The organism is Microcystis sp. M179S2 (assembly GCF_020245805.1).
GTDB lineage: Bacteria > Cyanobacteriota > Cyanobacteriia > Cyanobacteriales > Microcystaceae > Microcystis > Microcystis aeruginosa.
In genome coordinates, this window is record NZ_JADBUE010000087.1 from 18,342 (window position 1) to 38,725 (window position 20,384).

Consider the following 20,384-nt stretch of genomic DNA (forward strand, 5'->3'; position numbering starts at 1 on the left):
ATGCTTGATAACAACTATGTCATCTCCTAATCTTCCCAGTGAAATTGAAAATCGTAAAAGCGAACATCTGCGAGTTTGTATCGAAGAAGATGTAGAATTTCAACAACTTACAAGCGATTTAGAAAAATATCGTTTTACCCATTGTTGTCTTCCTGAACTTGACCGCAGTGATATTGAACTGGGGACAACCTTTTTGGGGAAATCTTTAAAAGCTCCAATTCTAATCTCTTCCATGACCGGAGGAACAGAATTAGCCCATTTAGTCAATACTCGATTGGCAACGGTCGCTCAACGCTATGGTTTAGCGATGGGGGTGGGTTCTCAACGCATTGCACTCGAACAACCGGAATTAGCGCCGACCTTTGCAGTCCGTTCTCTGGCGCCAGATATTCTCCTGTTAGCGAATTTAGGGGCTGTACAGTTAAATTACGGCTGCGGTTTAGAAGACTGTTTAAAATTGGTGGAATTATTAGAAGCTGATGCCTTAATTCTGCATCTCAATCCTTTACAAGAATGGGTGCAATCGGGAGGCGATTCTAATTTTAAAGGGTTACTCGCTAAAATTCAGCAAATTTGCGCTCAATTACCCGTTCCTGTCATCGCCAAAGAAGTCGGAAATGGCATCTCTGCGGTGATGGCCAAACAATTAATTGAAGCCGGAGTCGCCGCGATTGATGTGGCGGGAGCCGGAGGCACGTCCTGGGCCAAAGTCGAAAGCCAAAGAGCCAAAGACAACAGACAAAGGCATCTCGGACAAGTTTTTGCCGATTGGGGTTTACCTACGGCTGAATGTATTACCGCCATTCGGTCCATGAATTCAACCATTCCTTTAATTGCTTCTGGGGGCTTAAAAAATGGCTTAGATCTTGCCAAATCCATCGCTTTAGGAGCCGATTTAGGAGGGTTGGCTCGACCGTTTCTCGTAGCAGCGATTGAATCAGAAGCCGCCGTTGATGAGTTGGTAAAATTTTTAATTGCTGAACTTGAAATTGTTTTATTTTGCACCGGAAATCCTAATTTATCCGCCCTTAAAAATTCAGGAGCCTTAAAACCATGTTAAAGTTTTCAATGGAATTGTGTTATCCCCAGCTTGATGTCAAAACCTTAAGCGTTGGCACTTTGGGTCCAAAAGAAACCAGTAGTGAACAAACCTTAAATTATCTAATTTCTCAATGGAAATTACAACAGATTTCGGTTAATAGTCATTTATTTGATAGCTTTACAGATTTAAAAGAATCTTTACTCGAAAATCAGATAGATTTGGCGTTAGTCCCCCATGCCTATGAAAAAATTAATGATTTCTATATGGAACCGAGGTTTAAACTAGGTTTTATCTTCACCTATCCCACACCCGTTTACGGATTAGCCAAGCGAAAAAATGAAGAAATCGTTTTAGAAAATTGTACCCTGGTCACTCATCCCGCTCCTCTTCCTTTACTTCCTTATTTATTACCTGGCGACCTGAATCAAAATAAGATTAAAATCAAATTTGTCAATTCTACCAGTGTGGCCGCTATTCAAGTTAAACAAGGGTTGGCAGATTTAGCCATTACCAATGAAAATGCCCTCCGAGAATATGATTTAGAATTTATTTCACAATATGGTAAAATTGAGATGAGTTGGTCTTTATTTCACAAAAAGGAAAACACCATGATTCAAAGTATTTATTTACCAGTGCATACCTAAAAAAGCTACCTATCCGCTCAAAATAGTTGCCTTCATCACATAAAAATAATTGAGATTTAACCTCTCAATTTCATTTTGAACCTGTACCCTAAAATCATGTCTGAATTTTTCCCAATTCCCGATCCTCTTAAACTCAATCATCATGTAGAATTAGAGGTTTTTCAATGCCAAGATACCATTTTTCAATTATACGTTATAGCTCCTAATGCTAAACTTGAATCCCACCAACATCCTGAAAGTCAAATTGGCATGGTATTCTCAGCAGAACTAGAACTGTATATTAAAGATTTGATTAAACCCTTAAGACCTTTGCAAGATGTTTATATAGCTGATGGCAATATTCCTCATGGTGCTTTTAATCCTTTATCAGAACCGATGATTGGATTTGATCTTAAACGGATTACCTCTGCTTTACCGTCAGAAGATGTTTTATTAACACTATCCAACAACCAAGATAAAATCACTCATTTACCTTGTCAATCTGTTAAGGGTTCTTGGTTTGAAATTGTCATGATGAAAATCCCTTCTGGTTATTCCATTCCCCCACATCAAGGTGAGCAAGAAGAAATCGGATTTATTTTGAATGGAAAATTAGAAATCTCCATAGAAAATGAAGGACAGTTTTTAGAATATGGTCAAATTTATTATGCTCCTTCAAAAGTTTTAAAAAAGGGATATAATTCATCGAACCAAGATATTAATTTGATTAAAATTTTAATTTAGTTCGTTTTATGATTTTAAGTTTAACCTCAAAATGCTAGGACAAAGTTTATGGATTTAGGATTAAAAGATAAAGTGGCTTTGATTACGGGAAGTAGTGCGGGAATTGGGTTTACCATTGCTGAAAAATTAGCAGAAGAAGGCTGTCACTTAATTATTTGTGGTCGCAATTCCCAACGCTTAGAACAAGCTTATCAATCTCTGGCTCAAGCTTATCCTGTCCAAGAAATTCTGCGTTTAGTGGCTGATGTCCATCAAGCTCAAGATTCTGAACAATTAATACAGAACTCTTTAAATCAATATGGCAAAATTGACATTTTAGTCAATAATTCTGAAGGAGCTAACTTTGCTGAAAATTTAATTGAAAACCTTTCCGATGAAGATTGGTTAAACGTTTTTCAAGGAAAATTAATTGGTTATATTCGCTTAACCAATTTAGTGTTACCGATTATGAAAAAACAACATTGGGGAAGAATTGTTAATATCATTGGGACATCGGGAAAAGAGCCATCTCCTCGTTTAGTTAAATCGGGTGTTGTCAATGCAGCTTTAATGAATTTTACCAAATCAGTAGCTAGACAAACCGCCCCCTATAATGTTTTAATTAATAGTGTTAACCCCGGCGTTATTGATACCCCTAGACATCGAGAATATTTAGAAATTTATGCCAAAAAGCAAGGAACAACCCCAGATTTAATCCGAGAAGGAATTCTCAAAACAATTCCCATGAATCGAATTGGTACGACTGAAGAATTTGCTAATCTCGTTGTATTTTTAGCTTCAGAATGTGCGAGTTATATAACGGGAATTACTATTCCCATCGATGGTGGTTTATCCTCGTCAGCATTTTAAATTCAACCCTCCAGCATCATCAACAAGCATCATGAACACACAAACTAAACTCTCAAACCAAGCTCTTAACTATTATCCCATCGCAGATAAACAGTTTTTTCCCGTGTATTCCTATATGAATAATAGGATTAATATGTGGAATACAGAAAGAAAATTAAAACAAGAACTTCTCAATAATTCTTCAGTCATATTTGTTTATCAAATGGGGAAAGTCGGTTCAATGAGTACCTATTTGACCCTAAAAAAACATCTGCAAAATCAAGCTATTTATCATATCCATAATCTGAATTCAGAACATTTCTCAAAAATTTGGGAAACAATGCAACTGGAGAAACATTATCATGCTTTTACCTTTGGGCATTCCTGTATGACCAAATATTTAAGCGAACACATTGAGGAAATTAAAAATCAAAAAAATATTAAAATTATTACTGGAGTCCGAGAACCCATCGCCCGTAATATTTCTTGGTTTTTTCAAGTCATTCATTGTCAATCTGTTTTTCCTGAATTTTTCATAAAATATCAAGAAGGATTAATCACAATGGATGAAATTATTAAAAAATTTTGGTCTCAAAAATTTGTTTATGGAAAGCAGTTTGACTGGTTTGAAGAAGAATTGCAACCAGTTTTCGGCATTGATATCGCTTCCATTGATTTTCCGAAAGAAAAAGGTTATGCGATTGCGAATTTCCCAGACAGAAATATTGACTTATTAGTCTTAAAATTAGAAAAACTTGATTCTTGCTTAAAAGAAGCCCTAGAAACTTTTTTAGGTGTTGAAAATTTAGATTGTGAACGACTTGACCGAGCAGACTTTTTAGAAGCGGATGACTATCTCATCTATGATAATTTAAGAAAGAGTCTGACCTTTAGTGATGAATATTTAGAAGAGATTTATGATCAACCATTAGTGCGTCATTTTTACACCGATGAAGAAATTAACAAATTTAAACTCAAGTGGTCTAGTCAACGTTAAAGGTAATTCGTTCTAAGTTTATCGTATTTATTGAATAAAATTTGATTCAATAAACTCACGCACATTTTTATTTAATCTATTGGGAAAAATAATGGTAACACCTCAACAATCTAGGGTTAGTAAAAAAGATATTGAATCCATTTATCCCCTTTCTCCCATGCAGCAGGGGATGCTGTTTCATTCTTTATATAATCCAGAATCAAAGACGTATTTATCACAAATTCAAATCACCTTGCAAGGTAATTTAGATATTAATGCATTCCAACAAGCTTGGCAAAAAGTAGTAGATAGACATAGTATTTTACGGACTTGTTTTGCTTGGAAAAAAACCAAACAGCCTTTACAAGTGGTTAGAAAAAATGTCACCTTACCTTGGTTTAATTATGATTGGCGAGCGCATTCTCTCGCCGAACAAGAAACTAAATTTCAGGAATTATTAATCTCTGATAAAGAGCAATATTTTGAATTAGATAAAGTCCCCTTACTTCGATGTCATTTAATTCAAGTCGAAGATCAAAAATATGAATTTATCCATACTGGACATCATATTTTATTAGATGGTTGGGCAACAGCAATTCTGTTGAAAGAAGTTTTCGAGTTTTACGCTGGACTCATCAACCATCGACCCGTCAATTTACCGACACCCCGCCCTTACCAAGACTATATTAATTGGGTACAACAGCAAGATCAAACTGAAGCCGAACGATTTTGGCGACAAAATCTTCAAGGTTTTACCTCTCCAACTCCATTAGTCGTTGATAAACCGTTAAATCCTCTTGTTACTCAAAGTAAAAATTATCTTCATCAAAAATCAAAACTTTCTCCAGAAATTACCAGTCGTCTGAAATTACTCGCCCAAGAATATCGCCTTACTCTTTCTACCCTAATTCAAGGAGCTTGGGCTTTATTATTACATCATTATAGTAGTGAATCTGATATTGTATTTGGGGCAACCGTTTCGGGACGACCGCCCAATTTTACAGGAATTGAATCGATGGTGGGGATGTTTTTAAATACCTTACCCGTTCGCATCAAAATTGAGCCTCAACTTGAATTATTAACTTGGTTTCAACAATTACAACAAGAGCATTTAGAACGAGAGCAATATAGTTATAGTTCTCTAATTGATATTCAAAAATGGAGTGAAATTCCGTCCCCTCATTCAGTTTTTGAAAGTTTTGTTGTCTTTGAAAATTTACCCTTTAGCGACAATGATAGTCAGAATTTAGGCGGTTTACAAGTCGGTGAAATGCAAGATTATGGCAATGCTGATTATCCCTTAACGGTTATTGTCACCCCTGGAGAAGCCTTAAGTATTAAAATTATTTATCCTCAAGAACGATTTGAAAATGACACCATTGAACGGATGTTAGGTCATTTTAAAACCTTATTAGAAGGAATCGCTATTAATCCCCATCGTCGGATTCAAGACTTACCTTTATTAACGGAAGCTGAAGGTCAATTATTATTAATTGAATGGAATCAAACTGCAACCCAAAAGCCTCTAAAACACTGCGTTCATCAATTATTTGAGCAACAAACTCTCAAAACTACTTCAGCCATTGCCGTTGTTTTTCAAGAGCAACAATTAACCTACCAAGAACTGAATGAATCTGCTAATCAATTGGCTCATTATTTACAAAAAATTGGGGTGAGTTCTCAATCTTTAGTCGGGATTTGTTTAGAACGGTCTGTTAATATGGTAATTGCCATTTTAGCGGTGTTAAAAGTAGGCGGTGTTTGTGTTCCTCTAGACCCAACCTATCCTCAAGAAAGACTTTCTTACATCCTGCAAGACACCCAAATCAAAACCTTATTAACCCAAAAAGATTGTCAATTTATTTTAAACAGTGAAACCATTTCTCAACGGATTTTATTGGATGAACAAGGGTCAGAAATTGCCTTAGAACCCAAGACTAATCTCGGCAACCCCGTGAGTTTAAAGGATTTGGCTTATCTTATTTATAGTTCAGGCTCTACGGGTGTGCCCAAAGGGATTATGATCCTGCATCAATCCTTAACAAATATTATTGAGCATCATCAAGTAAAAATGTCATCTGCAAGGAATTTCTTACAATTTGCTCCCTTTAATTTCGATGTCAGCTATCACGAAATCTTTGCCGCTTTGTGTTTAGGGGGAAGCTTATTTATTGTTCCAGAAGATTCTCGCTTAGACCTTGCTAAATTAAGTCAATTGTTCGCTAACAATCCAATTCATAAAGCCATTTTGCCCGTCACCTTATTACAACAATTAATCGAAACCTATAGTGAGGAAACCTACTTATTTGCTAACTTGCGTGAAATTATTTCAGCTGGAGAGCAATTACAAATTACTCCAACGATGATTTCTGTATTCAAAAAACTCGAACATTGTACCCTTTACAATTATTATGGACCCACAGAAGCGGATATCGTTACCAGTTATACCTTTGACCCCAATCCTGAGCTTTGGCCGAAGTATATTCCCATTGGTAAACCCGCGATTAATGTGCAAGTTTATATTTTAAATTCCCATCTTCAACCCGTACCTATCGGAGTCACTGGGGAGTTATATGTTGCGGGTGGCGGTTTAGCGCGGGGTTATTTCAACAATCCCCAATTAACCAAAGAAAAATTTATTGCTAATCCCTTTAGCGATAATTCATTGCTGTATAAAACTGGAGATTTAGCTCGTTATTTACCCAATGGAGACATTGAATATTTAGGAAGAATTGATGATGTGGTCAAAGTTAGAGGTTATAGAATTGAATTAGGGGAAGTAGAAACTATTTTAAATCAACATCCTCAAATTGCCCAAGCTGTTGCTACAGTTCAGGGAGAAACCGCCAGAGAAAAATATTTAGCCGCTTATTTTATTCCCCGTCCAGGTGAAACCATAAACCAAGTTGAATTACGTCATTTCCTTGAAAACTGGCTACCCGATTATATGATTCCCTCTGCTTTTGTTGTGATGGAATCTTTTCAACTCAGTCCTAACGGTAAAGTTAATCGAAAAGTCTTACCAATACCCGATAAAAACCCCTTATCGTTAACTCAAAATTATGTCGCTCCTCGAACTGCAATTGAAGAAGTTTTAGCAGGAATTTGGGCAGAAATTTTAGAAGTCGAACGAGTTGGGATTGAAGACGATTTCTTTCTGTTAGGTGGGCATTCTTTAAAAGCAATTCAACTGATTAGTAAAATCCGTCAAACCTTAGAAATTGAAGTTTCTGTGCGTCAACTTTTTAATCACTCAACTATCAGCCAATTAACTCAAGTCATGATTGAATTAGTGGGGAATGAAGGGTTACTAAATGAAATTGCCGTAACAGTTCAAGAAATTTCCCAACTTTCACCAGAAGAAGTTCAAGCTTTATTATCTCAAAGCTGAACCTAAATGACTTAATCTTTCTATAATGGACATTGATTTAAACTGAAGGAAAAAAAATGACAAATCATCTCTTTGATTTAACAGGTAAAGTTGCAATTATCACGGGTGCTGCCCGAGGAATTGGTCGGGTATTAGCGCAAGGATTAGCACAAGCTGGAGCTAAGGTGGTAATTGGTGATATTAATCAAGTTGGTGCTGAACAAACGGTTCAACTGATTCAAGAAGCAGCAGGCGAAGCCATCGCAATTGAGACCGATGTTCGTCAACGTCAAGCTTGTCAGAATTTAATTAACCAGGCGGTTGCTCATTATGGTCAACTCGATATTATGGTCTGTAATGCAGGAGTTGAAATTCTCAAAAACACTGATGAATTAGAAGAATTTGAATGGGATCAGGTTATTAATGTTGACTTAAAAGGTTATTTTAATTGCGCTCAACTCGCAACCAAACAAATGATCAAACAAGGAACAGCAGGTTCAATTATTATGAATTCTTCTATCTGTGCTTTCGTTGCTGTTCCCAAATCTTCAGGAGCATATAGCGCCGCAAAAGGTGGTGTCAATCAATTAGTAAAATCCCTAGCGGTCGAATTAGCTAGTCACAAAATTCGAGTCAATGCTTTTGCACCGGGCTATATGAATAATATGATGGAAGGAACAGAAGGTTTACGTTCAACTTCCGATGAAATGGACGAATTATATACTAGAATTCCCATGAAACGAACTGGAGATTTAGAAGAGTTAATTGGCCCTGTCGTGTTTTTAGCGTCCGAAGCTTCCTCTTATGTCACTGGAGCAATTTTAATGGTAGATGGAGGTTATACCGCTATTTAGCATCAATAATTAAACAATTTTTAGGTTGATTTGTATCCATGAAACCAACCTAAAATCACTAAATTAAATAAATCCTATTAACTCATGTCAAAAATGAACCATAATTCTCAAGACAAACAAAAATTACTGAAGCTATTACTACAAAAAAAAGGAATCGGTTTAAAAACAAATACGATACCGACTAGAAATCCGTCTCAATTTGTACCGCTTTCTTTTTCCCAAGAACGACTTTGGTTTTTGTACCAATTAGAATCTCAAGGCTATACCTATAATATGCCGTTTCGCTTTCAAATTGAAGGCAATTTGGATATTAATATTTTTAGAAAAGCTTTAGAAACTATTATGCAACGTCATGAATTGTTGCGAACTTGTTTTCAAGAATTTGACGAAATTCCCCGACAAATTATTAACCAGAAAATTCATTTAAATTTGCCTTTGTTGGCTTTACAGTCTTTATCTTCTGCGGAACAAACCCAAGAATTAGAGCGATTAACCGAACAAGAAATTTATACTCCCTTTGACTTAACCCAAGCCCCCTTAATGCGGACTTTTTTGGTTAAATTAAAAGCTGATTCTTATCTTTTATTTTTGAGTTTACACCATTCTATTTTTGATGGCTGGTCAATGAAAGTTTTACTACAAGAACTTTCTCGTTTATATCAAGCTTTTTTACAAAAACAATCTAATCCTTTACCCGATTTACCTATTCAATATGGTGATTTTGCCGTTTGGCAAAGACAACAGTTACAAGGAGATAAACTCACCCAGGAAGTTAATTATTGGAAACAAAAATTAATGGGAATTCCACCGTTATTGGAAATTCCCACTGATCATCCTCGTCCTCCCATACAAACGTTTAAAGGCAATAATTGTACATTTAAACTAAGTCCAGAATTAAGCCAAAACCTGAAAAATATTAGCCAAACGTCAACCGCTACTTTGAATATGACGCTGTTAACGGCTTTTAATATTTTATTATATCGTTATAGCAGTCAAGAAGATATTGTGATTGGAATTCCCAGTGGAAATCGACAATTTCCTGAAATTGAACCCTTAATTGGTTGCTTTATTAATACCTTACCCATTCGCACTCAGTTTAAAGAAAATCTCTCGTTTAAAGCTTTATTAAATCAAGTCAAACAAGTAGTTTTAGAAGCTTATGAACACCAAGATTTACCCTTAGAGAAGGTGGTAGAAGCGGTAAATCCTGAACGAAATATAAGTTATAGTCCTTTATTCCAAGTGATGTTTTCTTGGGAAGATATGCTGCACATTAATCATTTTTCGATGGCGGATTTAAAATTAACTCCCGTTCCGATGAATGCTTTAATTGCTCAATTTGATTTAACCTTAGCCATGCAAGAAACCACTGAGGGTTTAGTTGGATCGTTTGATTATAATTGCGCGTTGTTTAATCAAGACACGATTGAACGCATGATTACCCACTTTAAAACTTTATTAGAAGGAATTGCCGTTAATCCTGAACAATCAATTGAATTATTACCAATTTTACCGTTATCAGAACAAAAGTTATTAGCTCAATGGAATCAGACTAATATTGCTGAAAATCCAAAGGTTTGTATTCATGAATTATTTGAACATCAAGTTTTAAAAACGCCGAATGATATTGCCATAGAATGGGGCAAGGAAAAAGTCACCTATCAAGACTTAAATTATCGTGCCAATCAATTAGCTCATTATCTCCAATCTAAGGGGGTTAAAGTTGAATCGTTAGTGGGAATTTGTTTAGAACAATCTGTATCTATTATTATCAGTTTTTTGGCAATTCTTAAAATGGGTGCTGCTTATCTTGTTCTAGCTCCCAATTATCCCCAAGAGCGTTTAAACTATATCTTAAATGATGCTCAAGTCTCGGTATTAATCACTCAAAATACCTTGGTTAATTTATTCCGTGATCATCAAGCAGAAGTGGTTTGTCTGGATAATGAAGAAAACTTAATTGTTAGTCAAAGCCAAAACAATTTAGTTAACCCTATTCAGCCAAATAATTTAGCTTATATTATTTATACCTCTGGTTCAACAGGCACTCCTAAAGGGGTTATGATTGAACATCAAAGTTTAGTTAATCATAGTTTAGGAATCATTAAATTCTATGATTTAACAAATCGTGATCGAATTTTACAATTTGCTTCTTTTACCTTTGATGTAGCTGCTGAAGAAATTTATCCAACCTTTTTAACGGGTGCAACTTTAGTCATGCGTCCTGCATTAATATTCCCTTCTTTAGCTGATTTTACTCAATTTATTCAGCACAATCGTTTAACAGTCATTAATCTTCCGGCTACTTATTGGCATGAATGGGTATTAGATTTATCTCAAACTTTAATAACCTTACCTGAAACCCTACGCTTAGTGATTACAGGAAGTGAAGAAGTATTACCAGAGCGATTAATATTATGGCAAAAAATACTATCAAATAGTCAACGAGAAGATATCACTTGGTTGAATGCTTATGGTCCGACAGAAGCGACGATAACCAGCACAGTTTTTAATCCCAATTTGAGTCATAAAATTGCTCAAATTCATTCTGTTGCCATTGGTAAACCGATTACAAATACACAGGTTTATATTTGTGATCGCTATTTGCAACAAGTCCCCATTGGAATACCAGGAGAACTGTTAATTGGAGGTTTAGGTTTGGCCAAAGGTTATCTCAATCGCGATGATTTAACCCGTGAAAAATTTATTACTCATGCTTTTAATTCATCAGAATATCAACGTTTCTATAAAACTGGAGATTTAGCTCGTTATTTACCCGATGGAAATATAGAGTTTTTAGGACGCATTGATAATCAAGTTAAAATTCGAGGGTTTCGTATTGAAATTGGCGAAATTGAAGCCGTATTAACTGAATACCCAGATGTCCGAGCGACGGCGGTAATTGTTCGAGAAGATCAAAAAAATAATAAACAATTAGTGGCTTATATTGTGCCAAAATCTCCATCCATTGATCCTGCAAAATTGCGAAGTTTTCTGAAACAGAAATTACCAGATTATATGATTCCAGCTTTCTTTGTACAGCTTCAAGAATTGCCCTTAATGAGTAGTGGGAAAATTGATCGTAACGCTTTACCCGCACCCACCGAAATTCAGGAGCAAAAAACGATGATTACACCCCGAACAGCTACGGAAAAAATTGTTGCTGAGATTTGGCAAGATGTTTTAGGGTTAAAGCAAATTAGTATTTTCGATAATTTCTTTGACTTAGGTGGTCATTCTTTAAAAGCTGCCCAAGTGATTTCTCGACTGCGAGAACAATTAGCTATTAATATTCCTTTAAACTATCTTTTTTCAGAACCGACGGTAGCAGGATTATCCTCTAATTTAGACTTGAATTTATCTGATACAATTGAGAGTGATCAAATCCCAGATTGGCAAGTCGAAATTACCTTAGATCCCTCCATTCAACCGCCGAATCTTGTGGCTCCCTTTCCTCAAAAACCTGCTGATATTTTGCTAACAGGAGCTACGGGTTTTCTCGGAATTCATTTATTAGCTGAATTGTTGGACAAAACCGAAGCTAATATTCATTGTTTAATTCGAGACAAAAGTTTAGAACAAGCTCAAGCGAAAATTTACCAGAAATTAAAAATCTTTCAATTATGGGATGAACAGAAAAGCTCTCGTATTATTCCTGTTATTGGTGATTTATCCCAACAACGTTTAGGAATGTGTGAACCTGATTTTCTGGAATTAGCCAATCAAATTGATCTGATTTATCATAATGGAGCTTGGGTTAATGCCATTTATCCCTATTCAATACTGAAACCCACTAATGTTTTAGGAACAGCAGAAATCTTGAGATTAGCGTGCTTAATTAAAACCAAACCTGTCCATTTTGTCTCGACGATTTCTGTTTTTTCCCCCAGTTATGCTCAAGGAAACTTAATTCAAGAATCTGATCCCCTGGGTATAAATCATGGACTCAATGCCGGTTATACTCAAAGTAAATGGGTCGCTGAAAAATTAATCATGGAAGCTGGAAAACGGGGACTTCCGATGACAATTTTCAGAGCATCTCGAATTATTGGACATAGTAAAACTGGAATTTGTAATAGAGAAGATTTGTTTTGTCGTATGATTAAAGGCTGTATTCAATTAGGAATGATTCCTGATTTTGGCGATAGTACAGAAGACCTCACTCCTGTGGATTATGTGAGTGGTGCAATTATACATTTAGCCAGTCAAGAAAGCTCTTTAGGGAAAGCATTTCATTTGTTGAATTCTCACCCAACCTTAAATCGTGACTTATTTGATTGTGTTCGGGAAATGGGTTATCCGTTGCAGTTGGTTTCTTTTGAAAAATGGCGATCACATTTAACAGAACAATGTAAAATTAATACAGATAATGCTTTATCTCCGGTGTTAGATAATTTTTCAGATGAAAATTTATCCGCAGGTTATCCCCCCCAGTTTGATGCTCAAAATACGGTAATGGGGTTAAAGGGTACAGCGTTTAATTTTCCAAAAATTGATGACAGATTGTTAAAAACTTATTTTGAATATTTTACTAAAAGTGGGTTTTTAACACAATAAATGATCGATTTCATCACACTCCATAAGCTGAATTGCACAGCTTATCTCATACCCAGATTCAAAATATCCAGAGCATCAATTCTAAGAGGGAAATGTTATGTTTAACTTAAAACATAAATTATATTTATTAATTTCAAAATTCTTAGAAGAACAAGAACGAATCGAAAAACGTAAACAACTTTCCGAAAATGCCACGGTTCACAGTTCCGTAAAATTTATCGGAAAGTGTGAAAATTATAGGGTAGATAAAAGTTTAATTACTATCGGAGAAAATACCATAATATTAGGTGAATTGTTTTTATTTACCCATGATGGAAAAATAGAAATCGGTAAAAATTGTTATATTGGTGAGAAAACTGGAATTAGATCAGCAAATTCTATCAAAATTGGCAATGAAGTTATAATTGCCGATGATGTCAATATTTATGACACTGATGCTCATTCATTAAATTATGTTTTAAGACATAAACATTTTGTGGAAGTAGCAATTTTAAATAATCTGATTAAGGATACTAAGTATCTTGATATAAAATCTGCACCTGTGGTGATAGAAGATCATGTTTGGATTGGATTTAATGTTGGAATTCTTAAAGGAGTTACGATTGGGAAAGGAGCAATTATTGGAGCAGGTTCGGTTCTAACAGAAGATGTAGAACCTTTTACAATCGTTGCAGGTAATCCTGCCAAAATTATCAAACGATTATGAATCTGCTCCAATGCCTAAACAATAGGTTAATATTGATTCCTGATATGTAAAAAATCTAGAAAATAGTAGTAATAGAATTTGTGATAATAATGCAGATTTTTATGGTATGCTGAATTAGTGTCTAACTCAATAGATAGACCTTAAAAGTTCTAATGTCCCCCATTTTAGTGCGAGAAGAATTCCATGAATGTTGCAGAAAAAGCCTCAGATACTATAAATCTCAAAGAAGATACCCGAACTTTCAATCAATCTCTTCAAGAATTTTTAAGATTTATTCAAGTTTATTGGTATCCTAAAGAACACCAGGATAGAGCTTTTTCGCAGATTATTCGTTCCTGGGGAATGCTCGTTTTATTGTTTTTATTATTAGTGGGAGTAGTAGGTCTTAATGCTTTTAATAGTTTTGTTTTTAGAGACTTAATTAGCGTCACAGAAGCTAGGGATGCAGAAAAATTAACTCATTTTGTCATTATTTATGGGATTACTCTAGGCAGTATGACGTTTTTCACAGGATTGTCTAGGTTTCTTAAAAAACTAATTGCGCTGGATTGGTATCAATGGATCAATAGTAGTATCTTGCAAAAATATTTTAAAAATCGTGCTTATTATCAAATTAATTTTAAAGGGGATATTGAAAATCCAGATCAACGTTTATCCCAAGAAATTCAACCCATTGCCAGAACAACGATGGACTTTTTAACAACCTGTGTTGAAAAAGTTATGGAGATGCTGGTTTTTATTGTCATCCTTTGGTCAATTTCTAAAACCATTTCTATTGTGCTTCTGGTTTATACGATTATTGGAAATATTCTTGCCACCTATATTACTCAACAACTAAATAAAGTCAATAAACAACAATTAGAAATCGAAGGAACCTATAAATACGCCATTACTCATGTTCGGACTCACGCTGAATCAATTGCATTTTTTAGAGGGGAAGAAAAAGAGTTAAATATTATTCAAAGAAAGTTCAATCAGGTGATTAAAATCATGATGGAAAGAATTAATTGGGAAAGAACCCAGGAATTTTTTAACCGAGGCTATCAATCCATTGTTCAAATCTTCCCCTTCTTAATTGTTTCCCCATTATATATTAGTGGTGAAATTGAGTTTGGACAAGTTAACCAAGCCAGCTATTGTTGCTATTTCTTTTCCACAGCCTTATCCGTGTTAGTGGATGAATTTGGACGCTCCGGTGAGTTTATTAATTATATTGAACGTTTAGAAGAGTTTTACCAAGCTTTAGAGGGTGTAAGCAAACAAAAAACCCCAGTTAATACCATTCAAGTCATTGAAGATAACAATCTAACTTTTGAGGATGTCACCTTACAAACTCCCGATGCCGCTAAAGTGATTGTCGAACATTTATCCCTATCCGTTGAACCAGGGAAAGGTTTATTAATTGTTGGGCCAAGTGGTCGAGGAAAAAGTTCTCTTTTACGCGCTATTTCTGGGTTATGGAATACAGGGACAGGTCATTTGGTGCGACCTCCCCTCGACGATTTATTATTTTTACCCCAACGTCCTTATATCATTTTAGGAAACTTGCGTGAACAGCTAATTTATCCTCAAACGACAACGGAGATGAGTGAATCCCAATTAAAAGAAATCTTACAAGAAGTTAACCTACAAGATGTTCTTAATCGCATCAAAAATTTTGATGAGGAAGTGGATTGGGAAAATATTTTATCCTTAGGAGAACAACAGCGTCTAGCCTTTGCGCGACTATTCGTTAATCAGCCAGATTTTGTGATTTTAGATGAAGCCACCAGTGCTTTAGATTTAAAAAATGAAGATCATTTATATAAACAGTTACAACAAACTGGCAAGACCTTTATTAGTGTCGGACATCGAGAAAGTTTGTTTAACTACCATCAAAAGGTTTTGGAACTTTCCGAGGATTCTACTTGGCGTTTAATGAGAATGGAAGACTATCATCCATCAGCAGCGATTGCAACTCATTCTAACAATACCAAAACCGTTGATGAAACGATAGAAATTGTCTCTGAAATTAACAATCAAGACAATTTTACCCATCAAGAAATGCAAAAACTGACCAACTATAGCTTAAGTACCATCAAAAATAAAGCCAGTCGAGGTCAAATAATTGTTGCCAATGATGGCATGAGCTATCGTTATGACAAAACCCTTGATATTGCCAAATGGGTGAGAGTTTAGCTTCTCAAGGAGCTTCGATCGAACTTAAAAAGGCATCTTGCCGCAGTTCGGGAACCTTCAAAGAAGATTCTCGACCCATTACATTGTTCGCCAATTCCGAGTTGAATTGGCGAATTAAAAGCCGCCAGGACTTAAATAACTGGGATTTTCCTGTAGGGAAGTATCGAAGGGATTGGGTAAATCTTGGGTGCGAATTAAGGGGCCAGACTGTTGCTGTTGCATGACATCATAGTATAAAGTTTCGACCAATTTCGCATCCCGGGTAATCATATTATCGAAATAGGAACCTTGCATAAAAGTACGCCAACCCTCCCGAGAGTTGAACTGTCCTAAAATGCTGGTGTAGTCGTAGAAACGACCCGTATTGTTATTAACAGCGCGGTTAAACAAACCGGGGATATTATTAAATCCCACCGCCGTATCGGGAGAGGGGACAAGTTGCAATTGTTGGGTTTTTACCGGTGCCGGAGTGGTGGCGGGGGAACGTTGGGCGATCGCAATAGGCGAACTCAACCAGACTAAACCGGTTAAACAAAACAGGGAAGGAAGTAAAAATTGAGCGCGCATGGCTAAAAATCTCCTCACAGGGATAGGGTTAATTAAAAAATCGCGTCAATGGGATGAGAAAGAAATCAATACTAGCGATCGAGTCAATATATAATGACTTTTGGCTTAATTGTAACCGAAATTTTGGAGTCAGTCAGGCTCCCAATCCTGAAAATATGGCTAATTCCTCGGTAGCGAATCTCGATACTGCTTCCCTGCGTCAATTTCTCCTCGATGCTCTTGTCCGTCTTGCCTATGGAGAGGGGGATTTCACCCTGTCTTCAGGACAAAAAAGCAGCTACTATATCAACGGCAAACAAGTTACCCTCACTGCGGAGGGAGCTTTAGCCGTGGGGCGTTTATTGCTGTCGCTACTGCCTCCAGATACCCAAGCGGTGGCAGGATTAACCCTAGGGGCGGATCCGATTGTCAGCGCCGTTATTGTGGTATCTGCCTACGAAAATCGCCCGATTCCAGCTTTAATTGTCCGCAAAGAGGCAAAAGGTCACGGAACCATGGCTTATATCGAGGGGCCGACTTTAAACCCGGGTGCCGCGGTGGTTGTTCTCGAAGATGTGGTGACAACGGGCAAAAGTGCCATGGTAGCGGTAGAAAGATTACGCGATGCCGGTTATCAAGTAGATTTAATCATTGCTTTGGTGGATAGAGAGCAAGGAGGGGCGGAATTTTACCAATCTCAGGGAATACAGTTTCAAGCTTTGTTTTCGATTCGGGACCTACAGGCGGCTTATCATAATAAATAGCAGGGAGTGGCCAGAAACGCTCGATAACTGGGTTTTAACAGTCGGTAAAACTTATCGCACAAGGGACTGGAGAGCGGCTTTAACTGCCTAAACGGTAAGTTATCTAGATTTTTTTCCTGTGAATAATTGGTCACTAGCTGAGGTTGTCGGCGCTAAGAAACAGCTGGGAACATTGATAGATTCAGAGTCTAACTATTGACTAATACCTATTCTCGGCGGGGGAATCAAGATTGCTTGACTCTCTTGGCTGCTAATGAGTTGAAGCCTTTGTCACTTGACTGATAACCCTCAGACCGACTAACTGTATACTAGGCTATAAGATTTGCTTAAAAATCTTCAAACCATGCCGAACTATCGACAGTACAGCGATCGCCAAATATGAATCAAGGCATAGATTTACAAGAAAGTTTCATTAAATCCCTAACAGACCTGGGATTAAGTGGAGGACTGGCTAAAGCGATTTGGATGCCTTTACCCATGTTCCTGATGATTATAGCCGCCACGGTGGGGGTTTTAGTCTGCGTCTGGTTAGAAAGGAAAATTTCCGCCGCCGTCCAACAGCGTATCGGGCCGGAATACGCAGGCCCCTTGGGCGTTTTACAACCGGTCGCCGACGGTCTCAAATTAGTCTTTAAAGAAGATGTCGTCCCCGCTAAGGCTGACCCTTGGTTATTCCTCTTCGGGCCGATTTTGGTGGTGATGCCGGTGTTTGTCTCCTATCTCATCGTCCCCTTCGGTCAAAATCTGGTGATTACTGACCTAAACGTAGGTATCTTTTTATGGATTTCCTTGTCCAGTATTGCCCCCATTGGCTTATTAATGGCGGGTTATGCCTCGAATAATAAGTATTCCTTGCTGGGAGGCCTGCGGGCGGCGGCGCAATCGATTAGTTATGAAATTCCCTTGGCTTTATCGGTATTAGCGATCGCAATGATGTCTAATAGTCTCAGTACCATTGATATTGTCGAACAACAATCCGGTTATGGCATTTTAGGCTGGAATATCTGGCGCCAACCGGTGGGTTTTCTGATTTTCTGGATTGCCGCTTTAGCTGAGTGTGAACGTCTGCCTTTCGATTTACCGGAAGCGGAGGAGGAATTAGTCGCCGGTTATCAAACCGAATACGCGGGGATGAAATTCGCTCTCTTTTATGTGGGTTCCTACGTTAACCTCGTGCTGTCGGCCCTAGTTTTCGCCGTCCTCTATCTTGGCGGTTGGGAATTTCCTATCCCTGTCAATGCTTTGGCCGGCTGGTTGGGAGTGAGTGAAACCAATCCTTGGCTACAAATTATCACCGCTTCCCTAGGGATTACGATGACAGTATTAAAAGCCTATTTTCTCATCTTCATCGCTATTCTCTTGCGTTGGACCGTACCCCGGGTTCGCATTGACCAATTACTCGATTTAGGCTGGAAATTCCTCTTACCAGTATCTTTAGTTAACTTACTACTTACCGCCGCCCTAAAACTAGCTTTTCCCTTTGCTTTTGGCGGTTAATTCCCGTTTTTGCCCTGTTAACCTACTACCCCTCTGACCATCATGTTTAACATCCTCAAACAAGTCAGCGATTACGCCAAAGGTAGCATTCAAGCGGCGAAATACATCGGCGAAGGTTTATCCGTTACCTTTGATCATATGCGTCGTCGTCCGATTACCGTCCAATATCCCTACGAAAAGTTAATTCCCTCGGAACGTTATCGGGGTAGAATTCACTTTGAGTTCGATAAATGTATCGCTTGTGAAGTTTGTGTGCGAGTTTGTCCGATTAATTTACCGGTAGTGGATTGGACTTTTAACAAGGAAATTAAAAAGAAAGAACTCAAACACTACAGTATCGATTTTGGGGTCTGCATTTTCTGCGGTAATTGTGTGGAATACTGTCCGACTAATTGTTTGTCCATGACCGAAGAATACGAACTAGCGACCTATGATCGTCATGAATTAAACTATGATAACGTCGCCCTAGGCCGTTTACCCTACAAAGTCACCCAAGACCCGATGGTGACACCTCTGAGGGAATTAGGTTATCTGCCTAAAGGTGTCATCGAACCCCACGATTTACCCGCCGGTAGTCAACGCGCTGGTAAACGTCCGGAAGAAATTACCGATTAATTAGCAGTTAGGGGGCTCCGAGACAGCTTTTTCTCCCCAATCCCCCCCGCAACGCGCACGCAGTGACCACCCCATCACCTAATCCCTGACTGATAACTAATAATTAATAACTCTCAAACCTAAAAGGAGATGGAACTACTGTGAATTTAGCCGAGGGCGTTCAAATAGTATCTTTTGGCATTTTAGCAGCCCTGGTAATCGGGACCGCTTTAGGCGTGGTACTATTATCTAATATCGTTTATTCCGCCTTTTTATTGGGCGGTGTTTTTATCAGCATTTCCGGTTTATATCTCTTACTAAATGCTGATTTTGTAGCGGCGGCACAAATTCTAATTTATGTGGGCGCAATTAACGTTTTAATTCTCTTTGCCATTATGCTTGTTAACAAGCAAGAGGACTTTTCTGATATTCCTAAACGTTGGATTCGTCGGGCATCTACAGCTTTAGTTTGTGTGGGTTTATTTGTGCTGTTATCGACCATGGTTTTAATCACGCCTTGGTCAATTTCTAGCACTTCTCCCGCCGTAGTAACTAATACTTTAGTAGAAATCGGTAAGCATTTCTTTAGTGATTTCCTGCTACCCTTTGAATTAGCTTCCGTGCTGTTATTAATGGCCATGGTCGGAGCAATTATTTTAGCTCGTCGTGACCTTATCCCCACCCTAAAAGCTGAAGAACCTACGGCCACAGCTTTAACATTACCCGAACGACCTAGAGAATTAACCGCCCCTAAATAGGACAAAAGAAAGAGGTATCATGCAGATTCAGTTAGAGTATTATTTGTTATTAGCGGCGGCTTTGTTTTGTATCGGAATTTACGGTTTAGTCACCAGTCGCAATGCCGTCCGGGTTTTAATGTCGATCGAATTGATGCTCAATTCCGTTAACATTAACTTAATGGGTTTTTCCAACTATCTTGACCCCGCTAATATCCGAGGCCAAATTTTTACTATTTTCGTGATTACCGTAGCGGCAGCCGAGGCAGCCGTGGGTTTAGCGATTATCCTGACTATCTATCGTAACCGCGACACGATCGATATGGAACAGTTTAACCTGCTCAAATGGTAAGGTTTTAAATATTTAC

Annotated in this window: 16 protein-coding genes; 15 read left to right on the plus strand and 1 reads right to left on the minus strand. The window is 37.5% G+C overall.

From position 1 onward, the window contains the following. The first annotated feature begins 16 nt into the window (after window positions 1–16). The 10 genes from fni to IM500_RS05090 all read left to right on the plus strand — a co-directional run bounded on the left by fni (window position 17) and on the right by IM500_RS05090 (window position 15,878). Window positions 17–1,060 (plus strand): type 2 isopentenyl-diphosphate Delta-isomerase, encoded by a 1,044-nt coding sequence (fni, locus tag IM500_RS05045; RefSeq protein ID WP_002796364.1) that lies wholly within the window; start codon window positions 17–19, stop codon window positions 1,058–1,060. Continuing rightward, a complete protein-coding gene (locus IM500_RS05050; RefSeq protein WP_012267922.1) occupies window positions 1,054–1,686 on the plus strand; it encodes a LysR family transcriptional regulator in 633 nt (210 codons plus the stop codon). The genes fni and IM500_RS05050 overlap by 7 nt, the downstream gene beginning before the upstream one ends. Before the next feature lie 96 nt (window positions 1,687–1,782). Beyond that, complete coding sequence (locus tag IM500_RS05055; protein WP_287737876.1) at window positions 1,783–2,409, plus strand: cupin domain-containing protein; 627 nt, start codon at window positions 1,783–1,785, stop codon at window positions 2,407–2,409. 48 nt (window positions 2,410–2,457) lie between these two features. After that, window positions 2,458–3,258, plus strand: coding sequence for an SDR family oxidoreductase (locus IM500_RS05060; RefSeq protein ID WP_287737878.1), 801 nt, complete (start codon window positions 2,458–2,460; stop codon window positions 3,256–3,258). Continuing rightward, on the plus strand, window positions 3,230–4,234 hold the full coding sequence (locus IM500_RS05065) for a putative capsular polysaccharide synthesis family protein (protein ID WP_233256357.1): 1,005 nt from the start codon (window positions 3,230–3,232) through the stop codon (window positions 4,232–4,234). The genes IM500_RS05060 and IM500_RS05065 overlap by 29 nt, the downstream gene beginning before the upstream one ends. 91 nt (window positions 4,235–4,325) lie before the next feature. Beyond that, the gene (locus IM500_RS05070; RefSeq protein WP_287737880.1) at window positions 4,326–7,604 is read left to right on the plus strand and encodes a non-ribosomal peptide synthetase; all 3,279 of its coding nucleotides are present in this window, start codon (window positions 4,326–4,328) and stop codon (window positions 7,602–7,604) included. A gap of 56 nt (window positions 7,605–7,660) precedes the next feature. After that, entirely contained in the window at window positions 7,661–8,437 is a 777-nt protein-coding gene (locus IM500_RS05075) for an SDR family NAD(P)-dependent oxidoreductase (RefSeq protein ID WP_190723708.1), read from the plus strand. Window positions 8,438–8,521: 84 nt separating this feature from the next. Continuing rightward, on the plus strand, window positions 8,522–12,994 hold the full coding sequence (locus IM500_RS05080) for a non-ribosomal peptide synthetase family protein (RefSeq protein ID WP_353737892.1): 4,473 nt from the start codon (window positions 8,522–8,524) through the stop codon (window positions 12,992–12,994). A 97-nt stretch (window positions 12,995–13,091) separates the two neighbouring features. Next, the gene (locus IM500_RS05085) at window positions 13,092–13,700 is read left to right on the plus strand and encodes an acyltransferase (RefSeq protein WP_190723710.1); all 609 of its coding nucleotides are present in this window, start codon (window positions 13,092–13,094) and stop codon (window positions 13,698–13,700) included. 183 nt (window positions 13,701–13,883) lie between these two features. Continuing rightward, entirely contained in the window at window positions 13,884–15,878 is a 1,995-nt protein-coding gene (locus tag IM500_RS05090) for an ABC transporter ATP-binding protein/permease (RefSeq protein ID WP_190723711.1), read from the plus strand. A 114-nt stretch (window positions 15,879–15,992) separates the two neighbouring features. On the opposite strand, the gene IM500_RS05095 is transcribed toward IM500_RS05090, so the two are convergent. Beyond that, window positions 15,993–16,445 carry a hypothetical protein gene (locus tag IM500_RS05095; protein ID WP_002796351.1) on the minus strand — a complete coding sequence of 151 codons (453 nt, stop codon included), beginning with the start codon at window positions 16,443–16,445 and terminating at the stop codon, window positions 15,993–15,995. A gap of 53 nt (window positions 16,446–16,498) precedes the next feature. Between IM500_RS05095 and pyrE the strand changes: the two genes are divergently transcribed. The 5 genes from pyrE (at window position 16,499) to nuoK (ending at window position 20,368) form a co-directional block, all read left to right on the plus strand. Further along, window positions 16,499–17,188: an orotate phosphoribosyltransferase gene (gene pyrE, locus IM500_RS05100; RefSeq protein WP_081417843.1), complete on the plus strand. Its 690-nt coding sequence runs from the start codon at window positions 16,499–16,501 to the stop codon at window positions 17,186–17,188. A gap of 378 nt (window positions 17,189–17,566) precedes the next feature. Next, window positions 17,567–18,685, plus strand: a complete 1,119-nt coding sequence (gene nuoH / locus IM500_RS05105; protein ID WP_002762098.1) for an NADH-quinone oxidoreductase subunit NuoH — start codon at window positions 17,567–17,569, stop codon at window positions 18,683–18,685. 42 nt (window positions 18,686–18,727) lie between these two features. Then, window positions 18,728–19,300 (plus strand): NAD(P)H-quinone oxidoreductase subunit I, encoded by a 573-nt coding sequence (gene ndhI, locus IM500_RS05110; RefSeq protein ID WP_002733194.1) that lies wholly within the window; start codon window positions 18,728–18,730, stop codon window positions 19,298–19,300. Between the two features lie 140 nt (window positions 19,301–19,440). Next, window positions 19,441–20,037, plus strand: a complete 597-nt coding sequence (locus tag IM500_RS05115; protein WP_002762100.1) for an NADH-quinone oxidoreductase subunit J — start codon at window positions 19,441–19,443, stop codon at window positions 20,035–20,037. Window positions 20,038–20,062: 25 nt separating this feature from the next. Beyond that, window positions 20,063–20,368 carry an NADH-quinone oxidoreductase subunit NuoK gene (gene nuoK / locus IM500_RS05120; protein WP_197533180.1) on the plus strand — a complete coding sequence of 102 codons (306 nt, stop codon included), beginning with the start codon at window positions 20,063–20,065 and terminating at the stop codon, window positions 20,366–20,368. Window positions 20,369–20,384: the final 16 nt, after the last annotated feature.

Coding starts and splice junctions, on each gene's coding strand:
- IM500_RS05060 (WP_287737878.1), top strand. CDS start 2,458: ATGGATTTAGGATTAAAAGATAAAGTGGCTTTGATTACGGGAAGTAGT.
- IM500_RS05090 (WP_190723711.1), top strand. CDS start 13,884: ATGAATGTTGCAGAAAAAGCCTCAGATACTATAAATCTCAAAGAAGAT.
- IM500_RS05075 (WP_190723708.1), top strand. CDS start 7,661: ATGACAAATCATCTCTTTGATTTAACAGGTAAAGTTGCAATTATCACG.
- fni (WP_002796364.1), top strand. CDS start 17: ATGTCATCTCCTAATCTTCCCAGTGAAATTGAAAATCGTAAAAGCGAA.
- IM500_RS05050 (WP_012267922.1), top strand. CDS start 1,054: ATGTTAAAGTTTTCAATGGAATTGTGTTATCCCCAGCTTGATGTCAAA.
- ndhI (WP_002733194.1), top strand. CDS start 18,728: ATGTTTAACATCCTCAAACAAGTCAGCGATTACGCCAAAGGTAGCATT.
- IM500_RS05065 (WP_233256357.1), top strand. CDS start 3,230: ATGGTGGTTTATCCTCGTCAGCATTTTAAATTCAACCCTCCAGCATCA.
- IM500_RS05070 (WP_287737880.1), top strand. CDS start 4,326: ATGGTAACACCTCAACAATCTAGGGTTAGTAAAAAAGATATTGAATCC.
- nuoH (WP_002762098.1), top strand. CDS start 17,567: ATGAATCAAGGCATAGATTTACAAGAAAGTTTCATTAAATCCCTAACA.
- pyrE (WP_081417843.1), top strand. CDS start 16,499: ATGAGAAAGAAATCAATACTAGCGATCGAGTCAATATATAATGACTTT.
- IM500_RS05055 (WP_287737876.1), top strand. CDS start 1,783: ATGTCTGAATTTTTCCCAATTCCCGATCCTCTTAAACTCAATCATCAT.
- IM500_RS05085 (WP_190723710.1), top strand. CDS start 13,092: ATGTTTAACTTAAAACATAAATTATATTTATTAATTTCAAAATTCTTA.
- IM500_RS05080 (WP_353737892.1), top strand. CDS start 8,522: ATGTCAAAAATGAACCATAATTCTCAAGACAAACAAAAATTACTGAAG.
- IM500_RS05095 (WP_002796351.1), bottom strand. CDS start 16,445: ATGCGCGCTCAATTTTTACTTCCTTCCCTGTTTTGTTTAACCGGTTTA.